Origin of the sequence: Nitrosomonas communis (assembly GCF_024102715.1) — a bacterium.
Classification (GTDB): domain Bacteria; phylum Pseudomonadota; class Gammaproteobacteria; order Burkholderiales; family Nitrosomonadaceae; genus Nitrosomonas; species Nitrosomonas communis_B.
Genome location: NZ_JAGFJM010000050.1, coordinates 1 through 3,189, shown reverse-complemented (window position 1 = coordinate 3,189; position 3,189 = coordinate 1). Strand labels below are relative to the sequence as shown.

3 protein-coding genes and 1 other RNA gene are annotated in these 3,189 nt (G+C 44.7%); all 4 read left to right on the top strand.

Going from position 1 to position 3,189, the window contains the following annotated elements:
• The first annotated feature begins 176 nt into the window (after positions 1-176).
• An RNA gene (gene ffs, locus J5I83_RS04955) (signal recognition particle sRNA small type) lies at positions 177-275 on the top strand.
• A 58-nt stretch (positions 276-333) separates the two neighbouring features.
• Entirely contained in the window at positions 334-1,941 is a 1,608-nt protein-coding gene (dnaX, locus tag J5I83_RS04950) for a DNA polymerase III subunit gamma/tau (RefSeq protein ID WP_304053780.1), read from the top strand.
• 16 nt (positions 1,942-1,957) lie between these two features.
• Positions 1,958-2,281 carry a YbaB/EbfC family nucleoid-associated protein gene (locus tag J5I83_RS04945; protein WP_304053778.1) on the top strand — a complete coding sequence of 108 codons (324 nt, stop codon included), beginning with the start codon at positions 1,958-1,960 and terminating at the stop codon, positions 2,279-2,281.
• Positions 2,282-2,379: 98 nt separating this feature from the next.
• A partial coding sequence (rluB, locus tag J5I83_RS04940; RefSeq protein ID WP_304053775.1) for a 23S rRNA pseudouridine(2605) synthase RluB occupies positions 2,380-3,189 on the top strand: 810 nt, incomplete at its 3' end.

Here is a 3,189-nt window from a genome sequence, read left to right as displayed (position 1 = left end):
GCCCCCGCAACCACTGAATAATGAATCAGTTACGCGGCAGTTGATTCCAAGTTTTGGCCCTTTGCTGAAAATCAGCAAAGGGCTTTTTAATGAAGCATGAGAACCAGAATATATATTTCTGGCGAGCAGTTGTTATTTTCCAATCAGCATTGCTGATTGATGTAAAATTGTCTTATGGCGGGCCTCCCCGCATTGCAAGGTAGTGAACCTGGTCAGATCCGGAAGGAAGCAGCCACAGCTATTTTTTGCAAGTGCCGGGGGTTCGGCTCGCCACCCTAACAGATGGGTTACTGATTATCATCTGCTGTTTTTTTTCTTCATTTGACAAATAGCGTGTCTCAAACACAAGTTCTTGCCAGGAAGTGGCGCCCAAGAAATTTTTCTGAATTGACTGGGCAAGACCATATCGTTCAAGCAATCACTCACTCACTTGAGCAGAATCGGTTGCATCATGCATATTTGTTTACGGGCACACGCGGTGTAGGTAAAACAACGATTGCCAGAATCTTGGCTAAAGCGCTGAATTGTGAAACTGGCGTGACATCCACCCCTTGTGGGACATGCCCAGTTTGCTTGGCCATTGATAAGGGTAGTTTTGTTGATCTGGTTGAATTGGATGCAGCGTCCAATACCCAAGTTGACAATATGCGCGAGTTACTGGAGAGCGCATGCTATGCGCCAGCTTCTGCCAGATATAAGGTTTATCTCATTGATGAAGTGCACATGCTTTCCAGATCGGCTTTTAACGCGATGCTCAAAACGCTGGAAGAACCTCCGGAACATGTCAAATTTATACTAGCAACCACCGATCCACAGAAGATACCTATTACTGTGCTCTCGCGTTGCCTTCAATTCAACTTAAAGCAAATTCCTCCTGCTTTAATTGCAGCACATTTGGAAAAAATACTGTCTCAAGAGCAAATTGCATCGGATGCTGCATCCTTACGTTTATTAGCAAGAGCTGCACAAGGTAGCATGCGAGATGCGCTGAGTCTGCTTGATCAGGCAATTGCATATGGTCATGGTGTGGTCAAAGAAGCTGAGGTACATGCCATGCTGGGTGTAATTGAGCGGGAATATCTATATGATTTGCTTGATGCCCTAGCTGCAAAAGATGGCGTGAGGATGCTAGCAATAGCAGATGAGATGGAGGCACGTAGCTTATCGTTCGATTATGCCTTACAGGAAATCGCAACTATATTTCATCGTCTTGCGCTAGCGCAAATTGCACCGCAGGCACTTGATGTGACATTACCTGAACGCGAGCGGTTGTTTTCATTAGTTAAGCATTTCACAGCTGAAGATGTGCAATTGCTCTATCAAATTGCGCTTCATGGGCGCAGTGATCTGAATCTGGCGCCAGATGAATATGCCGGTTTTACTATGACATTGATGCGGATGCTGGCATTTATACCCGATCAGATGTTATCAGAAGAGATTTCGATCACTGCTAGAGAGGATGAAAAAAATGCGCCAGTATCGATGCAAGCGCAAGCAACGCATCAGACCTTCGCTAACAATCAAACAGCACAGAAAAAAAAAACCAGCATTGCTAATTCCACCAACGATGATTGGCTGGCAATCGTCAAGCAATTGAAATTGAGTGGCATGGCTAAGATGCTGGCACAACATTGCGAAGCTAAACTTTTTTCAGATGATAAGATTGAATTATGTGTGCCAGAAATACATAAGTATTTGTTAGAAAATCCTTATCAGGATAAGCTAAAAGCTGCGTTGGAGAATTACTTTGAGAAACCTATTAAAGTAGCGTTTTCGATTGGCAGTATTACTGGAATGACGTCAATGGTCATGCAGGATCTTGAAAAGCAGGCGAAGCAATCTGAAACGATTGCAGCAATTGAAGCTGATCCTTTTGTGAGAGAATTGGTGGAAAATTTTGATGCAAAGCTAATCGTTTCTTCGATTAAACCAGTTGAATAATGGAGGCAGAATAATGATGAAAGCTAATTTAGGCAATTTAATGAAACAGGCGCAGCAGATGCAGGAAAATATGAAGGCAATGCAAGAACAGCTGGCGACGATTGAAGTTGAAGGTCAATCAGGGGCAGGCATGGTTAAAGTTGTGATGACTTGCCGCTATGATGTTAAGCGTATTAATATCGATGATAGTTTGATCGGTGATGATAAGGAAATGCTGGAAGATTTGATTGCAGCAGCGGTTAACGATGCTGTGCGCCGTGTGGAAGCAACGACGCAAGAAAAAATGGCCAGTTTGACGGGTGGCCTGGGCTTGCCTCCAGGTATGAAGCTGCCTTTCTGAATAGTAAAACCAGCGCATCGAATTAAACTTAGGATTGTTTCATCCAGTCCATTAATCTTCAGCGCCTTTTCAATTTATTCTTGCTCGAAGTAAAGTAAATGCGTATCAAGCGGTCACTCACTCCCAGGAAAAAGCAGGTTTCGACCCCACTGAACAGGCATGCTTTCAATAAACCTGAGGGAATGGTTACTCACAAACTCCAAAAGTTATTGGCGCAAAGCGGCTTGGGTTCCCGGCGTGAGATGGAGGTCCTGATTGCCTCAGGTCAGGTGAGCATCAATGGCAGGATCGCAAAACTGGGTGACCGGGTAGGATCAAGAGATCTGGTGCGGGTGAATAAACGCATTATCCGGATCAATACTAAAGAGCGTTTACCGCGCATTATCATCTATCATAAACCTGAAGGTGAAATTGTCAGTCGCCATGATCCTGAAGACCGTCCATCGGTTTTTGATAAATTGCCGCAATTGAAATCATCCCGTTGGATTGCTATTGGCAGGTTGGATTTCAATACCAGCGGACTACTGATATTTACGACAAACGGTGCATTGGCAAACCGGCTGATGCATCCGCGTTTTCAAGTAGAGCGTGAATATGCGGTCAGAATCGTGGGTCATTTGACCCCGGAACAAAAAAGTCAATTATTGACAGGAATTGAGCTGGAAGACGGTTTGGCGAAATTCAGTGATCTGTCTGAACAAGGTGGTGAAGGTGCTAACCGTTGGTACCACGTCATACTGCAAGAAGGCAGGAATCGGGAAGTGAGACGCATGTTTGAGACGCTTGGCTTGGTGGTCAGCCGATTAATCCGGGTACGATTCGGTCCGATTAACCTGCCTCCCAGATTAAAACGTGGTATGTGGCATGAACTGGACGAAACTGAAATCAGGTATTTGCTGGAGTTGGTC